Annotated in this window: 16 protein-coding genes; 10 read left to right on the top strand and 6 right to left on the bottom strand. The window is 51.4% G+C overall.

The features are described 5' to 3' along the window. Positions 1-3: 3 nt before the first annotated feature. Together ACN0R1_RS01655 and lptD are read right to left on the bottom strand one after the other, a co-directional pair. A complete protein-coding gene (locus ACN0R1_RS01655; RefSeq protein ID WP_417579247.1) occupies positions 4-1302 on the bottom strand; it encodes a peptidylprolyl isomerase in 1299 nt (432 codons plus the stop codon). Continuing rightward, entirely contained in the window at positions 1289-4081 is a 2793-nt protein-coding gene (lptD, locus tag ACN0R1_RS01650; RefSeq protein WP_417579245.1) for an LPS assembly protein LptD, read from the bottom strand. The genes ACN0R1_RS01655 and lptD overlap by 14 nt, the downstream gene beginning before the upstream one ends. 112 nt (positions 4082-4193) lie before the next feature. On the opposite strand from lptD, the gene ACN0R1_RS01645 reads away from it, so the two are divergent. Genes ACN0R1_RS01645 through djlA form a run of 3 tightly spaced genes read left to right on the top strand, consistent with a single transcriptional unit; the run spans position 4194 to position 6750 of the window. Further along, positions 4194-5231: an aminoglycoside phosphotransferase family protein gene (locus ACN0R1_RS01645; RefSeq protein ID WP_417579243.1), complete on the top strand. Its 1038-nt coding sequence runs from the start codon at positions 4194-4196 to the stop codon at positions 5229-5231. After that, on the top strand, positions 5228-5920 hold the full coding sequence (gene murU, locus ACN0R1_RS01640) for an N-acetylmuramate alpha-1-phosphate uridylyltransferase MurU (RefSeq protein WP_417579241.1): 693 nt from the start codon (positions 5228-5230) through the stop codon (positions 5918-5920). Before ACN0R1_RS01645 ends, murU begins: the two co-directional genes overlap by 4 nt. Beyond that, positions 5917-6750, top strand: coding sequence for a co-chaperone DjlA (djlA, locus tag ACN0R1_RS01635; protein ID WP_417579239.1), 834 nt, complete (start codon positions 5917-5919; stop codon positions 6748-6750). Before murU ends, djlA begins: the two co-directional genes overlap by 4 nt. Here djlA and ACN0R1_RS01630 read toward each other — a convergent pair. After that, positions 6747-7628 carry a DUF3530 family protein gene (locus ACN0R1_RS01630; RefSeq protein WP_417579237.1) on the bottom strand — a complete coding sequence of 294 codons (882 nt, stop codon included), beginning with the start codon at positions 7626-7628 and terminating at the stop codon, positions 6747-6749. The genes djlA and ACN0R1_RS01630 overlap by 4 nt on opposite strands. 96 nt (positions 7629-7724) lie before the next feature. Here ACN0R1_RS01630 and rpe point away from each other — a divergent pair, with 96 nt between their 5' ends. Then, positions 7725-8402: a ribulose-phosphate 3-epimerase gene (rpe, locus tag ACN0R1_RS01625; RefSeq protein WP_417579235.1), complete on the top strand. Its 678-nt coding sequence runs from the start codon at positions 7725-7727 to the stop codon at positions 8400-8402. Positions 8403-8533: 131 nt separating this feature from the next. Next, positions 8534-9592, top strand: coding sequence for a cytochrome-c peroxidase (locus ACN0R1_RS01620; RefSeq protein WP_417579233.1), 1059 nt, complete (start codon positions 8534-8536; stop codon positions 9590-9592). Between the two features lie 98 nt (positions 9593-9690). On the opposite strand, the gene gatB is transcribed toward ACN0R1_RS01620, so the two are convergent. The 3 genes from gatB to gatC are packed head-to-tail and all read right to left on the bottom strand — an operon-like array spanning position 9691 to position 12930. Further along, positions 9691-11142 carry an Asp-tRNA(Asn)/Glu-tRNA(Gln) amidotransferase subunit GatB gene (gatB, locus tag ACN0R1_RS01615; protein WP_417579231.1) on the bottom strand — a complete coding sequence of 484 codons (1452 nt, stop codon included), beginning with the start codon at positions 11140-11142 and terminating at the stop codon, positions 9691-9693. Between the two features lie 12 nt (positions 11143-11154). Beyond that, positions 11155-12609 (bottom strand): Asp-tRNA(Asn)/Glu-tRNA(Gln) amidotransferase subunit GatA, encoded by a 1455-nt coding sequence (gene gatA, locus ACN0R1_RS01610; protein WP_417579229.1) that lies wholly within the window; start codon positions 12607-12609, stop codon positions 11155-11157. Positions 12610-12642: 33 nt separating this feature from the next. Continuing rightward, on the bottom strand, positions 12643-12930 hold the full coding sequence (gene gatC / locus ACN0R1_RS01605) for an Asp-tRNA(Asn)/Glu-tRNA(Gln) amidotransferase subunit GatC (RefSeq protein WP_417579227.1): 288 nt from the start codon (positions 12928-12930) through the stop codon (positions 12643-12645). 147 nt (positions 12931-13077) lie between these two features. Here gatC and ACN0R1_RS01600 point away from each other — a divergent pair, with 147 nt between their 5' ends. Genes ACN0R1_RS01600 through rng form a run of 5 tightly spaced genes read left to right on the top strand, consistent with a single transcriptional unit; the run spans position 13078 to position 17594 of the window. After that, the gene (locus tag ACN0R1_RS01600; RefSeq protein ID WP_151056964.1) at positions 13078-14115 is read left to right on the top strand and encodes a rod shape-determining protein; all 1038 of its coding nucleotides are present in this window, start codon (positions 13078-13080) and stop codon (positions 14113-14115) included. A 49-nt stretch (positions 14116-14164) separates the two neighbouring features. Beyond that, entirely contained in the window at positions 14165-15019 is an 855-nt protein-coding gene (mreC, locus tag ACN0R1_RS01595) for a rod shape-determining protein MreC (RefSeq protein WP_417579225.1), read from the top strand. After that, positions 15016-15507: a rod shape-determining protein MreD gene (gene mreD / locus ACN0R1_RS01590; RefSeq protein WP_417579223.1), complete on the top strand. Its 492-nt coding sequence runs from the start codon at positions 15016-15018 to the stop codon at positions 15505-15507. The genes mreC and mreD overlap by 4 nt, the downstream gene beginning before the upstream one ends. A 7-nt stretch (positions 15508-15514) precedes the next feature. Then, the gene (locus ACN0R1_RS01585) at positions 15515-16123 is read left to right on the top strand and encodes a Maf family protein (protein WP_417579221.1); all 609 of its coding nucleotides are present in this window, start codon (positions 15515-15517) and stop codon (positions 16121-16123) included. Further along, entirely contained in the window at positions 16116-17594 is a 1479-nt protein-coding gene (rng, locus tag ACN0R1_RS01580) for a ribonuclease G (RefSeq protein ID WP_417579219.1), read from the top strand. The genes ACN0R1_RS01585 and rng overlap by 8 nt, the downstream gene beginning before the upstream one ends. Positions 17595-17598: the final 4 nt, after the last annotated feature.

Here is a 17598-nt window from a genome sequence, read left to right as displayed (position 1 = left end):
GTTTTATCCTGGATTCCGGATTTCAACATAGGCTTGTGAGCGTAATTCGCGCAGCCAATTATCCAGCTCTTCATTATATTTACGTTGACTGATGGTGTTGCGAGCCATGTTTTCCATCATCGTGGATGACATATCCTGGGTCCGGCGGTCCCTGACCCAGAGAATGTGCCAGCCAAAGCGTGATTCGAACGGCTCGGATACTTCGCCTACCGGGGTTCTGCCCATGACCTGTTCAAATTCCGGTACCATCTGACCCTCTTGAGCCCAGTCCAAATCTCCACCCTGTGATCCGCTGCCCGGATCATCACTGTAACGTCGAGCCAGGTTTTCGAAGGGCTGGCCATCGCGGATACGAGTAACCAGATCGTATGCCAGGTTACGGGTTTGCTGCTCTGAACGAATTTCATTGGGTGTTAACAGGATGTGGCTGACCAACGTCTGTTCGACCAGCGTTACCTCTCCACCACGGCGCTCTCTGACCTGGAGGATGTGAAACCCACCCGGTGTGCGTATCGGGCGACTGATGTCGCCGGGTTGCAAATTGGAAATAGCAGCTGCCAGTGTTTCCGGTAGCTCATTCTGATCACGCCAGCCCAGATCACCACCGTTGAGGGCATTGGGAGCGTTGGATACAGAGACAGCCGTATCAGCAAATTCAGCACCGGCCATCAAGGTGTCGTAGATTTCCTGTGCTTTGCGTTCTGCTGCCTGAATCATATCGGGTGTGGCTTGAGAGGGGAGAGCAATCAGAATGTTACTCAGCAGAAATTCAGCCTGGCGTTGCTGTTGGGCGGCATCTGAATTCAGGAAATTACGAATTTCCTGTTCGGATACCTGAATACGGCGGTTTACATTACTTTGTTGAACTTGGCTAACCAGCAGCTCCCGACGAATCTGTTCTCGGGCCTGTGCATAATTTTGCCCTTCGGCAATCAGTGCTTCACGAAACTCAGGCAGAGTCAGATTGTTCTGAGCCGCGATGGCTTCCAGGGTTTCATTTAATTGACGATCAGAGATACGCAACCCTTGTACCTCGGCTATCTGTAGTTGCAGGCTGTCGAGGATTAAACGGTCCAGAACCTGCTGACGCAGTATGTCAGCAGGTGGGACCTGCACACCCTGCATCTGGATCTGCTCACTGATTAGTTGAGTACGAAGATCCAGCTCACTTTTCATAATGATATCGTCGTTTACAACGGCGATAATTCTGTCCAGCTGCTGTGCTTGGGTGTTCATTGAAAGCAAAGTTGTCAGCACCAGGGTCAATAGTGACCTGATCAGCCATTTATCAGAAGTTATCATGATCTTTCTCTCTAAAGCCGGTTATTTCTTCAATCAGACTACGACCACCGTCGCCGCCAAAGGAACCCAGGCCACGAAGGACTACCTGGAAAAACACACCGCGGTCATATTCTGGTTCGGACGCGCGGATATTGGAGGATTTCAACCACTCCCTGGCAGTCAGACGCATTTTCCAGCAACAGGTTCCGTATTCCAGGCCCAGTAACGTATCCAGGCGCTGCCGATTAGCGACATCATGCTGCCAGCGACCAATGACTCCCCACTGTGGATTGATCTGGTTTCTGAAAGCTATATCCGATTGGCGTGTCCTTTCGCGCCCTGGAATGGCTGAGTTAACCCTGTCACGGTAACTGAAATAGAACATGTTTTCATCATCAGGCTGCCAGGTTAGTCGATAGTTCTGCTCTTCCATGCTGAAGCTGTCACGGTCAATTTCTGAATCATGGCGCAGGCGTAATGTTGGGGTGATATTCCACTGTGCCAGCAGTGCCAGGTTGGAGCTGGATTCATCACCACTGATATCGCCAGGACGCAGATCATTACCTTCTCTGTCTTTAGCATAGTAGGCTTGAGCTACGGCTAAACGGGCTTTTTCAACGCCACGCTCATCATAGAGAGCCGAAGAAACACCCAGTGTCGCTTGTGAGGTGGCAGACACACGATCACTACCACTCCAGCCATAACGATCAAACAGGTTGTTGTAACTGAAGCTCAACTGAGATGAATCAAAATAGCGGAAACTATCAAGCGTCGGTTGTTCGTTATTTTTTTCCACATGAAGAAGCATCAGGCGCGGTTCAAGTGACTGCGAGTAGTTACCGGACGCAAAGGTGAAGTCTCTGTCAAAGTAGAGGCCGGAATCGATGCTAGCCACGCCAGCGGTGACTGAATCGGGAATATCCGAGGTATCAGCACCGTCTGGAAAATCGAAGTCATACTGGCTGTGCCAGAGCGTCAGTTCGGAGTTCATAAAGCCCCAGGGGAGGCTGTTGCGATGACTGACGGATGGCCTGAAGTGAAAACGCTGAGCATCTGTCCGGCGAATATCTTCAGGGTCGATAAAGAAGTCCTTACGGTCGCGTTCAAAGCGTACATATTCTGCTGAATAGCTCAGTGCGGTGCGTTGGCTCAGTTGTTCATTCCCGGTCAGCAAAAGTTGTGGTGTACGCTGGTAGGGAGACGATACGTTATCGTTGATAGTTTGGTATTGATGTAAGTTGGCCAGAAATTGCCAGCCATTTCCCAGGTAACGCAGTTGTCCACGTTGATCCAGGTGGTCTTCACGCTGGACTTCCAGGGATGTGCCGAGATCAGCAAAGTAATCATTATCACTGACTTCGGTATAGTCGATATAGCTGTTCCAGCCTTCACTGGGGGCGCCGTTATGGTTAAAGCCCACCAGCCATCGGTTTTCATCCTCAAGCTTATTATCACCAGACAAGTAACCCAGGCTTAATACATTATGAGACCAGTCATTCATGTACCTGAGTTCATTTTCCAGCATCATTCCGCGCTTCTCGATATAGCGGAGTGTCAGGGTATCGTCCAGATTTGGCGCTATATTGAAGTAATAAGGGATGCTGAAATCTACCCCATCACTTTTTGAAACCCCAAAGGTTGGGTAGAGAAAGCCGGATTGACGGCGGTTATCGATTGGAAAGCGGAACCACGGCATATAAAAGACTGGGACTCCAGCTACCCTGAAGGTGGCGTGTGTAGCAATTCCATAGCCTTTGTCAGGGTGGAGTACAATATCGCCAGAGCCAATTGACCAGTCGCTGTTACCCGGTTCACAGTAAGTGATGGCCCCTGATTCAAGGCGAACGCGGTTATCATCATAGCGAGTGATTGTAGAGGCTGAACCACGCAGGTGTTCTGTGTGCAAAATGTATTCAGCGGAGTAAAAGCTGGATACACCGGTATCAAAGTTGGTTTCTGCACGCTGTCCAACCAGAAGTAGTCCTGGCTCTCTGAAGGTGACATCACCTTCAAGGAAGGCTGTGTTGCTTGTATTATCGACTTCACCATAACGGCTGGTGAATAAACGGCTTCCTTGTTGCAGCTTAACCCCGCCTGTCAGACGTGCCAGACCACTTTGCAAGTCAGCACTGGAAAGATCGGCTTCGGCATAAACGGCTTCTTCACCAGGTAGTAGGTCGCTTTGTAAATAATCTATATCTGGTTCTACATAGCGCCCACGGCATAAGGCAGGTTCATCACTGGAATAGGGGTACCAGTCAAGATAAGCGTAAGGATTATTGATCAACAGCCCCGAAGTTCCTGGGGTGGTGTTGAAGTGACCCAGTTCGGCAACACTAACTGCCTGGTCGTTACCCGGAGCACACGACCAGTTACCATCGGCACCGGCAATACAATCCCATGCATCTGCAGAGCGAGCCCGGCTGCTTGCCTGTGGTTGGGTTGTGGCTGCAACTGGCTGACTGGTATTTGTTGTCAGCGTTGAGGGCGCTAACGGGTATGCCTGAACAGTGGCCGGCTCAGGTGTTACTGCGTTTTCTTCAGGTGCTGCTGGGCTGACGGGAGAGGAGGTTACCTCGGGTGCAGGAGCTGGTGCGGGTGAGCTGCGTAGCGCAGGCGCTGAAGATTCACCTGTCTGGGCATCCATCAGGAGTTCATTAACTTCACAGTCCCATTCGCCATTTGGCAGCAGGTCACACACCCAGAGTCGCTCATCCGATTGCGCAGCCACCAAGGGTGCGCACAGGATAGCAGCCACGGCTAGGGTCAATTGATAGGCGCTATGTTTTTTAAAGGGCATCAGGTCGCAGTCCGGTAGCGAATCAGGCAGAGTTTCTTGCTGCCTGTGAGTCTAGTACTATTAAGCACTGCATAATAAAGCATTAACTAGGGCAAGTGCTAGAGGACAACGAATGGGAAGGCGACAGCTGGCGCTGAAAAACTGGGTGGCAGAACACCTGCTAGGCTCGGATTTTGGGCTTGATACGCAAATTATACTGGAGCCTGTGGCTGGAGATGCCAGTTTTCGACGCTACTTCAGGGTGCAGGCTAACAAGCAATCTTTTATCGTCATGGATGCGCCGCCTGAGCACGAGGACTGTCGTCCTTTCGTGGCTGTAGCGCAGCAGTGGCTTGCCGCCGGTGTACGGGTGCCAAAATTATTGGCGGAGGATCTGCAGCAAGGATTTCTGCTGCTTGAAGATTTTGGTGATCAATTATTCTATTCGGCGTTAAGCGCTGAAAGCGCTGATGGCTTATACAGTTTGGCTTTTTCTGAGCTGCATAAGATCCAGTGTATTCCTGCACAAACATTGCCGCCTTATGATGAGGCCTTGTTGCGCCGGGAAATGCATTTGTTTCGTGAATGGTTCTTACAGCATTGGCTGGGGCTTTCATTGTCTGATTCGCAATTCAGTGTGCTGGCCAGGGTGGAATCACTGTTGGTCGACGCTGTGCTGGCACAACCACAGGTTACGGTGCATCGTGATTATCATTCGCGGAATTTGATGTTGCTACCGGATGCGCAAATCGGGGTGATTGATTTTCAGGATGCGGTTGCTGGTGCGCTGACCTACGACCTGGTTTCATTGCTGCGTGATAGTTATATTCACTGGCCAGAAGCGAAAGTAGCTGAGTGGGTGGTGCAGTTTCAGCAGCAATCGCCAGTGGCAAGTCAGATGAGTGTGGATACTTTCAAGCAGGCATTTGACTGGATGGGGATGCAGCGTCATCTCAAAGTCTGCGGGATCTTTGCCCGCTTGTGTTTACGTGATGGTAAAACGGCCTATCTTCAGGATATTCCGCTAACCCTGCGCAATTTGTATCAGAGTGCCCGGCGCTATCCGCAATTCGCTGAATTTGCTGCTTGGTTAGAAAGTGAGATTATTCCCGCTGTTAATCAGCAGCCGGAACTGCGAGGTCGTGCACTGAGTAAGCGGTGGTATATATGAAGGCGATGATCCTGGCGGCTGGCTTGGGTACACGTATGCGTCCGCTGACATTGCACACCCCCAAGCCGCTGTTGAAAGTCGGTGGTAAGGCACTGATTGTCTGGCATCTGGAGCGACTGGCAGCGTCAGGTATTACCCAGGTGGTTATCAATCATGCTTGGCTGGGTGAGCAACTGGAGGCTGAGTTGGGGAATGGACAGGCGTGGGGACTGGATATCAGTTATTCAGCGGAAACCGAACCCTTGGAAACCGGGGGTGGTATTCTGAAAGCCTTGCCCCAATTAATAACAGATGCTGATGATCGCTTTCTGGTCATCAATGCCGATGTGTTTTGTGATCTGGATCTGCGCTTGTTTATCGATACGCCCTTGTTAGAGCAAGATCTAGGCGTGTTGCTGATGGTGGATAATCCAGACTGGCATGTGCAGGGCGACTTTAAACTGGATGCTCGCAGTTATCTACAGACCGAAAAGGGTCGTTCTCTGACCTTCAGTGGTATCAGTGTGCTGAAGGGACGTTTATTTGACGCCTGTCAACCTGGACGCTTTGCTTTGGCGCCCTTGTTCAGACAGGCGATTGCCAACCAGCGTTTACGGGGTGTATATCATGCAGGCCGTTGGTCAGATGTGGGTACTCCAGAGCGTTTATATCAGTTGGATCAGCAGCTAGGTGAGGAATTAATAGAGTGAGTGGTCAGCATTGGGGTGAAAAAGCCGGGCAAGAATTTATCCGTTACAAAACCGGTTTGGTGTTGGGTGGACTGGTTGGGTTGGTGTCCGGAGGGTTGTTTGGTCTCGTATTCGGTGGATTGATTGGCTACTTTGTGCAGCGGGCTTTGCACAAAGTTAAGGCAATTGCACCACAGCAACTGTTTTTTCGGGCCACTTTTACGGTGATGGGAAAAATTGCCAAGGCGGATGGTCGGGTCACTGAGTCAGAGATCGACTTCGCGCGTGAAGTCATGGCGCGTATGCAGCTGAATGAGCAAGCCAGGCAGCTGGCAATGAAGTACTTCTCTCAGGGGAAACAGGCTGATTTCGACATGCAGTCTGTGTTAAAACCGCTGGCCTTGGTACTCAAGCATCGTTTGCCGGTGAAGTTGATGTTTCTGGAGTTACAGTTACAGGTGGCTATGGCGGATGGCGACATGTCAGCCGCTGAGTTATCAGTGATCGAGGAAATTTGCCATTTGCTGGCATTCAGCCCCATTGAGATGCGGGCGGTAATGGAGCGTATTCAGGCAGCGCAAGCCTTTACGCGTCATGCCGGTGATTGGGATCATGCAACAGGTCGATCACATGAATCCTTAATGGCAGAGGCTTATGGTGTGTTGGGTGTGAGTGAATCAGCCACGGATGCTGAAGTCAAAAAGGCCTGGCGCAAACTGATGAGCCAGCACCATCCGGATAAACTGGTGTCTCGCGGTATGCCTGAAGCCATGATGCAACTGGCCAAGGAAAGGACTCAGGAGATTCAGAGTGCCTATGACCGTATTCGTACAGCGCGTGGGTTTCGCTAACGGCGAATACCCGGTGGGCGCTGATCTATGCTCTCTTCTGTGATCGCCTGTTCGGCGGTCTGTTGATCAGGTTCGATAATGTGTGTGATCAGCTTGCCCCGGACTTGACGTGTTAGCCAGGGCATTTCCTGACGCCAGCCTGCCCAGGGTGTTTTTATGCTACTTTGGTGATAGTCCTCTAATCCAGCTTGCCTGGCCGCATTGCGGCGCATTCTTGCATTCGGAATAGCGGCTTCGCCCGGTGGGTAGGGCTCGGCATAAAGGTCGATAAGGGTTATCTCTAACTCACTCAGTTGCTGTAGAAATTCAGCCCAGCGGGCATCATCTGCCGGTCGTGGATTGATCAGAATTAATCGTGTGTTGTTTTCAGCCGGGGTCTGGTGAAGATAATCGGTTGCTTGAGCGGCGCTGCGACCTATGGCAAGAATTAGCAGGCGCTCCTGCTCTCGCTCGCGCAGTGTCTGTAGCCCTTGCTGAATACGTTGTTGCACCCGCGTTTTTTGCATTGCCTGTGCTTCTTCCATGGCTTGTGCTGATGCACCGGCGAGACTGCGGGGCGTCAGTGGGAGCTGGCTGGTAAGAGTCCACCAGCCGTGTTCAGCCAGGTATAGGCGTAGTGCATGAGACTGTTCCAGCCATTGTTTGCCGCTGTCAGTATCAGTCAGTATCAGGATGCCGCCAAAGGCTTCGGCGCGCTCGGCTTGTTGCAATAGGGCCGGATAGCTGTCATCACCTTGCTCAAGTAGCAGTATTTCTGTATCAGCCGGCAGGACTGCTTGTAGTTCTGTCATGCTGTCTGCCTGAGCCTGTCCCGGAAAACTGACCAGGCCGGTCACTAACACGGCTGCCAGCAAAAAGCAGGAGGTAAATGTCTTCATGGTATGGATGAGGCCCCGCAAAAAGGTAAAGCTGATGCATGCACATTTATTCGGTACAATAACGCAAATTTGACAGACTGACGACCAGGAAATTTTATGACAGACTTTCTGATAGCCCCTTCGATATTATCAGCCGATTTTGCGCGTTTAGGGGATGAGGTTAATGCCGTGTTGGCGGCCGGTGCCGATGTGGTGCATTTCGATGTCATGGATAATCATTATGTACCTAATCTGACCATCGGACCGATGGTGTGTAAGGCGTTGCGCAAACATGGTATCAGTGCACCGATTGATGTGCATCTGATGGTGAAGCCGGTGGATCGTCTGATCGGAGATTTTATTGACGCCGGTGCCAGTTGGATCACCTTTCACCCAGAGGCTTCCGAACATATTGATCGCTCATTGCAGTTGATCCGTGATGGCGGCTGTAAGGCTGGCTTGGTGTTTAATCCTGCAACCCCACTGCACTATCTCGATTATGTGATGGATAAAGTCGATATTATTCTGCTGATGTCAGTTAACCCCGGTTTCGGTGGGCAAAAGTTCATCCCGTCAACACTGGATAAATTGCGTGAAGCCAGGCAGCGAATAGATGCCAGTGGTTACCCAATACGCCTTGAGATAGACGGTGGGGTGACGGTAGACAATATTGGCCAGATCGCCGCAGCAGGAGCAGACACCTTTGTAGCGGGATCGGCGATTTTTAATACCCCTGATTACGTCGCTACGCTAGCGCAAATGCGAAGCCGTCTCAGTCAGGCTGAAGGTGAATAAATACCGACACGTTTGTTGATCTAGATCAATTTTTCCATTGAACTTTGTTCACTGGCTCATTTGGCAAACCCTATAACCCTGCTAGACTTACGGGTAGTTTAATACCCTGAATCAGGGTTAAAGGGGGCAAAATGAAAAGTAAAATCAATCTATTATCAGTAGCTATCTGTCTGTCTATGGCATCTTCGGTGGCAATGGCTGACGCCTTACGTGATCGCGCTGTTGGAATGTTTGAAGCCATTCCAACGGAGGCGCCAGTCATTGAAGGTAATGTGCTAACACCGGAAAAAGTTGAGTTAGGGGCGATGCTGTTCTTCGAACCGCGCCTGTCTTCCAGTCATTTGATCAGCTGCAATACTTGCCATAACGTGGGTTTTGGTGGTGATGATTATCTGCCTGTATCCATTGGCCATGGCTGGCAGAAAGGGCCACGTAACGCGCCGACAGTATTTAATGCGGTATTCAATGCCGCTCAGTTCTGGGATGGCCGTGCGGCTGACCTGGCAGAGCAGGCTAAAGGACCGGTCCAGGCCGGGGTTGAAATGAGCAGTACTCCGGCGCGCGTCGTTGATACACTCAACAGTATGCCTGAATACATCGATCGTTTTAAGGCATCCTTCCCTGAACAGGCTGATCCTGTAACGTTTGATAATATGGCGGTTGCCATTGAAGCCTTTGAAGCCACGCTAATCACCCCTAATTCACCATTTGACCTGTGGCTCAATGGTGAGGACGATGCGCTGAATGCTGAGCAGAAAGAAGGTTTGGCGCTGTTCATGGATAAAGGCTGTGCGGCCTGTCACTCCGGCGTCAACTTTGGTGGACAGGGTTACTTCCCATTTGGTCTGATTACTCGTCCAGGCGCAGATATCCTGCCAGAGGGTGACCGTGGTCGTTTTGAAGTCACTCAGACGGCCACCGATGATTATGTCTTCCGTGCGGCTCCTCTGCGTAATATCGAGCTGACGGCTCCTTACTTCCACTCAGGTGCAGTATGGGATCTGGAAGAAGCAGTTGCCGTCATGGGCGTTGCTCAGTTGGGTACCGAGCTGAACGACACTGAAGTGAAGAAAATCACAGCCTTCCTGCGTACCTTAACAGGTGACGTCCCAGATGTGATGTATCCAAAACTGCCTGTTAGTACTAAAACAACGCCACGTCCGGTTGATATGGTCGGTGGTGATTACTGATCGGTAGTTATTACTGAACATGTAGAAGCAAAAAAACCGGATCATTGATCCGGTTTTTTTGTCCTTGGCGCTAGATGCCGCGGATGCATGCGTCTATATCAGCAGCGCTGATCCAGTTTCTGCTTCAGCACGCCCTGGACCTGCCCCGGGTTGGCTTTGCCTTGGGTCAGCTTCATGACCTGGCCCATAAAGAAGCCGAGCATTTTGCCGCGCTTGTCCGGTTCGGCAGCAATATACTGTTCTACCTGCGGCGTGCATTCAGCGATGACCTGGTCGATCATGGCTTCAATAGCCCCAGCGTCATTGACCTGCTTTAGACCTTTCGTCGCAATGATGTTATCGGCTGTGCCACCTTCGCTCCACATCACCTCAAACACGGTTTTGGCAATTTTACCGGTAATGGTGTCGTCCTTGATGCGGTTGATCAGTCCGCCTAATTGCTCGGCTGAAACTGGTGAGGCGCTAATATCCAGGTCTTGCTGATTGAGAAAGCGCGCCAATTCGCCAGTTACCCAGTTTGCCGAGAGTTTGGCATCACTGGTCAGGGTAACCACCTGCTCAAAATAATCAGCCTGCTGGCGATAAGCGGATAGTACCGCGGCATCATAGGCCGACAGGCCATAGTCACTGACAAAACGTGCCCGACGTGCATCCGGTAGTTCCGGTAGCTGGTTGCGAATGGCCTCGATGTAGCTGTCGTCAATAATCACTGGCAGTAGGTCGGGGCAGGGGAAGTAACGGTAGTCGTTGGCTTCTTCCTTGGAACGCATACTGCGGGTTTCATTACGATCCGGATCGTAAAGACGGGTTTCCTGTATAACCCGGCCACCGTCTTCAATCAGATCGATTTGCCGTGCCACTTCGGTATCGATAGCGCGTTCAATAAAGCGGAAGGAGTTGATGTTTTTCAGCTCGGTGCGCGTGCCAAGGGCTTCCTGGCCCTTGGGGCGAATTGATACGTTGCAGTCACAACGCATCGAGCCTTCGGCCATATTGCCATCGCAAATACCCAGAGTGGTGATGATGGCGTGAATTTTACGGGCGTAAGCCGAGGCTTCTTTAGCGCTGCGCATATCCGGTTCAGATACAATTTCGACCAGGGGAGTGCCCGCACGGTTCAGGTCGATACCGGTCATGCCATGAAAATCTTCATGCAGCGACTTGCCGGCATCCTCTTCCAGGTGGGCATGGTGGATACGTACCCGACGGGTGCTGCCGTCATCCAGCGCTATATCGACATGGCCGGGGCCGACAATCGGTTCAGCCAATTGGGTAGTCTGATAGCCTTTGGGCAGGTCCGGGTAAAAATAATTTTTACGATCAAAAACAGAGCGCTTACCTATGTCGGCATTGACCGCCAGGCCAAACATTACCGCCATACGCAGGGCGTTTTCGTTAAGTACCGGCAGGATGCCTGGCAGCGCCAGATCGACCGCACAGGCCTGGGTATTGGGTTCAGCACCAAAAGCGGTGCTGGCACCGGAAAAAATCTTTGTTTGTGTGGCGAGCTGGGCATGGATTTCCAGCCCGATAACAACTTCCCATTCCATCTTGATCTATCCTCACTCAGGGGTAGCGGGTGCCTGTTGATGCCAGTTGGTAACTTGCTGGAATTTATGGGCGATATTCAGTAGTTTGGCTTCGGCAAAATAGTTGCCGATAATCTGTAGTCCTACTGGTAGTTTTCCGGTGAAACCGCAGGGAACTGACATGCCGGGAAGACCTGCCAGGTTAAGCGACAGGGTGAAGATATCTTCCATATACATGGAAACCGGATCACTATTTTTTTCACCCAGGCGGAATGCCGGATAAGGGGTGACCGGTGCCATAATCACATCAACGTCGTTGAGGACGCTGATAAAGTCTTGCTGCAGCATCCGGCGGATCTGCTGCGCTTTACGGTAGTAGGCGTCGTAGAAGCCTTCTGACAGAGCGTAGGTGCCCACCATGATGCGGCGTTTGACCTCGGCGCCAAAACCTTCGGCGCGGCTGCGTTTGTACAGGTCTTCCAGGTCCTTGGGGTCATCACAGCGGTGGCCGTAGCGAACCCCGTCAAAACGCGACAGGTTGGAAGAGGCTTCAGCCGGTGCCAGAATATAATAAGCGGGTATGCACAACCGGGTGTTGGGTAGGCTGACTTCTTTGACTATAGCTCCCAATTTTTCGAACTCGGCAACCGCTTCGCGCACTTTTTGCAGTATGGCGGGATCCGTCCCTTCAGCGAAATACTCCTTCGGTAGGCCGATACGTAGCCCTTCCAGCGAGTCGTTCAGAGTGGCGCTGTAATCAGGCACGGCCTGTGTTGAGCAGGTGGAGTCGAGTGGATCTTCTCCGGCCATGACTTGCAGTAGCAAGGCGGCATCTTCAGCCGAACGGGTCATCGGACCGGCCTGATCCAGCGATGAGGCAAACGCCACCATACCGTAGCGTGAGATGCGCCCGTAGGTGGGTTTCAGGCCAGTGATACCGCAGAGCGCGGCCGGTTGGCGAATGGAGCCGCCGGTATCGGAGCCAGTGGCGGCCGGAATCAGACGTGCAGCAACCGCAGCGGCAGAACCACCGGAAGAACCACCGGGTACACACTGTGTATCCCAGGGGTTGCGAGCTGGGCCGTAATAGCTGGATTCGTTGGAAGACCCCATGGCGAATTCATCCATGTTGGTTTTCCCCAGGGTGACAGCACCGGCCTGATTGAGTCGCTGCACCAGTGTGGCGTTGTAGGGTGATATAAAGTTATCCAGCATTTTCGAGCCGCAACTGGTGCGTAGACCTTGGGTGCAGAACAGATCCTTGTGCGCAATCGGCAGGCCGGTCAGGGGTGTAGCATAGCCTGCAGCACGCGTGGCATCGGCCGCCTTGGCCTGCACTAGTGCCTGTTCATCGGCCAGGGTAATAAAACTGTTGTAGTGGTGATCAAGCCGGTGAATGCGATCCAGCAGCGACTGAGTGAGCTCTAGGCTGCTGAAGTCTCCCTGGCTGAGAGATCGCGATAGCTCGCTGAGTGTCAGGTTAAACATCAGTGGTTTTTCCTTGCGGTAATAAGATGGCAATCATTCGATAACTTTGGGGACCAGGAACAGGCCGTTTTCTACAGCGGGTGCGCAGGCCTGGAGTTGTTCGCGCTGATTGGTTTCAGTGATAGTGTCTGCGCGCAGGCGTTGAACAGCATCCAGCGGATGTGCAAGCGGTTCTATGCCGTCAGTCGGCGTGGCCTGCATCTGGTCTATCAGGGTGAGAATGCTGTTGAGACTCTCTGTATATTCCGGTATTTCCGGTTCAGAAATGGCCAGGCGGGCAAGATGCGCGATGCGTTCAACATCAGTTCGATCCAGGGACATAAAGCAGTTTCTCACATTCAGCTTGAAAAAAATTGGAATCATGCATAAGTTAACACATTTGTTCCTTGCTCAAAATCCCTGCCATTGTTAGAGTTACAGCCTTTCAGGATTATTGGCCAAACTGGCGAATCTCAGGTACTCATTCACATGTTTAAGAAATTCAGAGGGCTTTTTTCAAGCGACCTTTCCATCGACCTCGGTACAGCCAACACACTGATTTATGTTCGGGATCGTGACATTGTACTAAATGAACCATCCGTGGTGGCTATTCGCACCATAGGAAATCAGAAAACAGTAGCGGCTGTGGGCACTGAAGCCAAACGCATGCTCGGTCGAACGCCAGGTAATATTACCGCGATCCGTCCCATGAAGGATGGAGTGATTGCTGACTTTCATGTTACAGAAAAAATGTTGCAGTATTTTATCAGTAAAGTGCATGACAACAGCTTTATGACGCCAAGCCCGCGTGTGCTGGTTTGTGTGCCTTGTAAGTCAACCCAGGTTGAACGTCGTGCCATCCGTGAGTCGGCGATCGGTGCCGGCGCTCGTGAAGTGTACTTGATTGAAGAGCCTATGGCAGCGGCAATCGGTGCAGGCTTGCCAGTCGATGAAGCCACCGGGTCAATGGTAGTAGATATAGGCGGTGGAACCACTGAAATTGCCGTTATTTCACTCAACGGTATTGTCTATGCCGAATCAGTACGAGTGGGTGGAGATCGCTTTGATGAATCGATTGTTACCTATGTCCGTCGCAACTATGGCAGCCTGATCGGTGATGCAACCGCTGAACGCATCAAACAAGAGGTAGGTACAGCCTATCCAAGTAACGAAGTACTGGAAATTGATGTCCGTGGCCGTAATCTGGCCGAAGGTATTCCGCGCAGCTTTACCCTGAATTCCAACGAGATTCTGGAAGCACTGCAAGAGCCTCTGTCAGCCATTATTCAGGCTGTTAAAAGCGCATTGGAAGGCTGCCCGCCTGAGTTGGCTTCTGATATCGCTGAGCATGGTATTGTGCTGACGGGCGGTGGCGCGCTGTTGCGTAATATCGATCGTCTGATCAGTGAAGAAACTGGCTTGCCAGTGATTATGGCTGAAGACCCGCTGACCTGTGTGGCCAGAGGGGGCGGACGCGCACTTGAGATGCTGGATAAGCACTCCTTTGAGATACTGACACACGAGTAACGCATGCCGATCTGGCCAGTTTTTACTTTGAATCGGATACCTCTGTTCAATGAACAGCAGGAGGTGTCCGATTAATCCTATTTTTCGCGGACGAAACCCGCGCTTTCTGTTTGTTTTTCTGTTGATCATGACGTTTGGGCTCATTGCGGCTGATCTGAATTGGCCTAAGATGAAAGAAGGACGCATGTATCTTTCCTTGCTGGTAACACCGTTGCAATGGCTGGTGGATATGCCTTCGCGGGCAGCTGATAAACTTTCAGATCTGTTTGTAGATCGTGCCGCGTTAATTCGTGATAACGAGCAGTTGCGTTCGGAAGCGCTGGAGTTACAGCGTAAATCACAGCGAATGGAATCCTTGACCGAAGAGAATCGACAGTTACGTGAGTTGCTCAATGCACGTGAGCGTCTTGAGCCTGACGTCAAAGCGGTGGAATTGATCGGCATCAACCCCGACCCTTTTTTACATGAAGTGATTTTGAACCGGGGTTTAGAAGAGGGTTTGCGCATAGGTCAACCGGTTATTGATGCCGGTGGCATTATGGGGCAGGTGCTTTCTCTAGCACACTACACCAGTCGTGTTATGTTGATTACCGATGCGCGTACCGCTATCCCGGTCGAGGTCAACCGTAGCGGTTTCAGAAGTATTGCGCTGGGTAAGGGGTTGCTGGATGAGCTGGAGCTAAGCCATGTGCCCAGTACAGCTGATATCGAAGAAGGTGATCTGTTGGTAACCTCCGGACTGGGTGGGCGTTTTCCCAGAGGCTATCCGGTAGCCGTAGTGGATGAGATTATCCATGATCCAGGCCGACCCTTTCTGTTGGTTAAGGCCAGACCTTCTGCGCGGTTGGATCGTAGTCGTCAATTGCTGGTGATAGATTTCCCCGGTGAGCCTGATACGCCATGAAGCAAGATCATGGACAGGGTGGTTCGCTGATCATCTTTGCGACCTTTCTGGTTGGGCTTGTTCTCAGCCAGATTCCCTTACCTGATTTCTTGCTCTGGTATCGTCCAGAGTGGGTTGCGTTGGTGCTGATTTACTGGGTATTGATGTTGCCGCACCGAGTCGGTCTGGGCAGTGCTTTTGCAATGGGGGTATTGCTTGACATCATTCGTGGCAGTGTACTGGGACTGAATGCTTTGTCACTGACATTGATTGCTTACTTGGTGCTTTTGTTATACAAACGTTTGCGTATGTTTCCTTTGTGGCAGCAGTCGATGATGGTGATGGTGCTGGTGGGTGTTAACCAGTTGCTATTTTTCTGGATGCAGGGTGTCACTGGCACTACCTCAGGCGGTTTGCAGTTTATGTTGCCCTCATTAGTTAGCGCGCTGCTCTGGCCCTGGGTCTATGTTATTTTACACGGTGTACGCAGAACCTTCAGAATAGAGTGAGAGTAGCATGACCGAGCTGATACTGGCGTCCGCATCTCCCCGTCGTCGGGCTTTGCTTGAGCAGATAGGTGTGGCCTACCAAGTCGTGCCGTCATCCATTTGTGAAGCCGTTCAGGCCGGTGAAACCCCTTCTGGTTATACAATGCGTCTGGCGCTTGAAAAAGCCTTAAGCTGTTATCGACAACTTGATAGACCAGGGGCTGTGCTCGGTGCAGATACCAGTGTTGCCATTGATGGAAACATATTGGGTAAGCCTGAAGATGAAGCCGATGCCATTAGTATGTTGATGCGTTTGTCAGGCCGTACCCATCAGGTGATCACGGCGGTGGCTCTGGTTACGCCGCAGCAACACGAAGTGATTCATGTGACCAGTGAGGTCAGTTTTTCTGAATTGAATGAAACGCTGTGTCGGGCCTATTGGCATACTGGCGAACCCTTGGACAAGGCCGGCGGTTACGCCATTCAGGGTAAAGCCGCGGTGTTCGTCAGTTCTATTACCGGCAGCTATTCCGGTGTTGTCGGTTTGCCACTTTTTGAAACAGCCGCCTTGTTGCAGCGCCATGGCGTGATGATCTGGCAGCAGGGTGCAGGAGTAAAGGAACATGCCTATGGCTGAGGAAATTCTGATCAACTTTACCCCGATGGAAACGCGTGTAGCTGTTGTTGAAAACGGCATGCCGCAGGAAATCTACGTTGAGCGTGCCAGTCGTCGCGGTATTGTCGGCAATATCTATAAAGGCCGTGTTGCCAGAGTTCTGCCGGGCATGCAGGCGGCGTTTGTGGATATTGGGCTTGAGCGCGCGGCATTTATCCCTGTGGATGAGCTGGTAGGTGTTGATGCCAATGGCAACCATGCCAACCGTACCACTGTACCTATAGCTCAAGTCATCCGTGAAGGTGAGACGCTGTTGGTTCAGGTAACCAAAGACCCGATCGGTAGCAAGGGTGCTCGGCTGACAACCCATTTATCTATTCCGTCACGCTACTTGGTATTGATGCCGAAGAATGACCATATTGGCATTTCTCAAAGAATAGATGATACCGATGAGCGTGATCGCCTCAAGGGTATTATGGAGGCTTTGCTGTCAGAAAATGACCAGGCAGACGATAACTGCGGTTTTATTCTGCGTACGGTAGCTGAAAGTGTTACCGAAAATGAGCTCAGATCAGATATCGACTTTTTACGCCGGTTATGGCGCAATCTGCAGCAAAAAATCGAGTCAGCAAGCGTTACCTCCATCGTTTATGAAGACCTGCCATTGCATATGCGCGCGCTGCGCGATATGGCTCATTCTGGCGTCGAACGTATTCGTATCGATTCAAGAGAAACCTATCAGAGTGCGTTGGAGTTTGCGCAGGTGCTGGTGCCGGAAATTGTCGATAAGATCGAGTATTACCCTGGTGAGCGTCCGCTGTTTGACATGTTTAATGTCGAAGAAGAGATGCAAAAGGCCTTGGGACGCAAAGTGGAACTTAAGTCCGGTGGCTATCTGATTTTTGATCAGACTGAGGCCATGACCACGGTGGATATTAATACTGGTGGATTCGTGGGTCACCGTAATCTGGAAGAAACCATCTTTAAAACCAACCTTGAGGCGGCAACGGCGATAGGGCGCCAACTCAGATTGCGTAATCTGGGGGGGATTATCATTATCGATTTTATCGATATGATCGACCCGGATCACCAGCGCCAGGTGCAACGAACACTTGATCGTGTGTTGGAAAAAGATCATGCTAAATGCAAAGTGACAGGGGTTTCAGAGCTGGGTCTGATCGAGATGACGCGTAAGCGCACTCGGGAAAGTCTGGAACACGTACTTTGTGAATCCTGTCCGGTCTGCCAAGGGCGGGGGAGTGTTAAAACACCTGAAACGGTTTCCTACGAAATTTTCAGGGAAATATTGCGGCAACACCGTGCTTACGATACGGAAAGCTATCTGCTGCTGGCTGCCACCAGTGTGGTTAATTATCTTATGGACGAGGCGTCGGATCATGTGGCTGAACTTGAAGCTTTTATCGGTAAAACTATCCGCTTCCAGTCAGAAACGCAGTATTCACCTGAGCAATTCGATGTCGTATTGCGCTGAGATC

Source organism: Nitrincola sp. (assembly GCF_048264025.1).
Classification (GTDB): Bacteria; Pseudomonadota; Gammaproteobacteria; order Pseudomonadales; family Balneatricaceae; genus Nitrincola.
Note: the sequence above shows the minus strand (reverse complement) of the source record. Positions and strands in the feature narration are given on the sequence as shown.